The organism is Mesorhizobium denitrificans, from assembly GCF_003403035.1.
Lineage (GTDB): Bacteria > Pseudomonadota > Alphaproteobacteria > Rhizobiales > Rhizobiaceae > Mesorhizobium_G > Mesorhizobium_G denitrificans.
In genome coordinates, this window is the sequence record NZ_QURN01000045.1 from 1 (window position 1) to 1,176 (window position 1,176).

General features: G+C 57.0%; 1 protein-coding gene. It reads right to left on the reverse strand.

All coding sequences use genetic code 11. The annotated features are described in order from the left end of the window. Nucleotides 1-1,176 (reverse strand): elongation factor Tu, encoded by a 1,176-nt coding sequence (tuf, locus tag DY251_RS21215; protein ID WP_116625892.1) that lies wholly within the window; start codon nt 1,174-1,176, stop codon nt 1-3.

Below are 1,176 nucleotides of genomic sequence, written 5' to 3' on the forward strand. Positions count from 1 at the left end.
TTACTCGATGATGCTTGCGACGACGCCAGCGCCGACGGTGCGACCGCCTTCGCGGATAGCGAAGCGCAGCTTCTCTTCCATGGCGACCGGCACGATCAGTTCAACGTCAACCGTGACGTTGTCGCCAGGCATGACCATCTCGGTGCCTTCCGGAAGTGTCACGATGCCCGTCACGTCCGTCGTGCGGAAGTAGAACTGCGGACGATAGTTCGTGAAGAACGGCGTATGACGGCCACCTTCTTCCTTCGTCAGAATGTAGGCTTCTGCCTTGAACTTCTTGTGCGGCTTGACCGAACCCGGCTTGGCCAGAACCTGACCACGCTCAACGCCTTCACGGTCAACACCGCGCAGCAGCGCACCGATGTTGTCGCCAGCCTGACCCTGATCCAGAAGCTTGCGGAACATTTCAACGCCCGTGCAGGTCGTCTTCGCCGTCGGACGGATGCCGACGATCTCAAGTTCCTCACCAACCTTCACAATGCCGCGCTCAACGCGACCGGTAACAACCGTTCCGCGGCCGGAGATCGAGAATACGTCTTCGATCGGCATCAGGAACGGCTTGTCAATCGGACGCTCAGGCGTCGGAATGTAGCGGTCAACTTCTTCCATCAGCTTGCGGATCGCGTTCTCGCCGATCTCCTTGTTGGAGTCTTCAAGAGCTGCAAGTGCTGAACCCTTCACAATCGGAATGTCGTCGCCAGGGAACTCGTACTTCGACAGAAGCTCGCGAACCTCAAGCTCAACCAGTTCCAGAAGCTCAGCATCGTCAACCTGATCAACCTTGTTCAGGAAAACAACAATGGCCGGAACACCAACCTGACGCGCAAGCAGAATGTGCTCGCGGGTCTGCGGCATCGGGCCGTCTGCTGCCGAAACAACCAGAATAGCGCCGTCCATCTGCGCAGCGCCGGTGATCATGTTCTTCACATAGTCAGCGTGGCCAGGGCAGTCGACGTGTGCATAGTGACGGTTCGGCGTCTCATACTCAACGTGCGCCGTCGAGATCGTGATGCCACGAGCCTTCTCTTCAGGCGCAGCATCAATCTGATCATACGCCTTGAACTCTCCAAAATACTTCGTGATCGCCGCCGTCAACGACGTCTTGCCATGGTCAACGTGACCAATCGTGCCAACGTTCACATGAGGCTTGTTACGCTCAAATTTACCTTTTGCCAT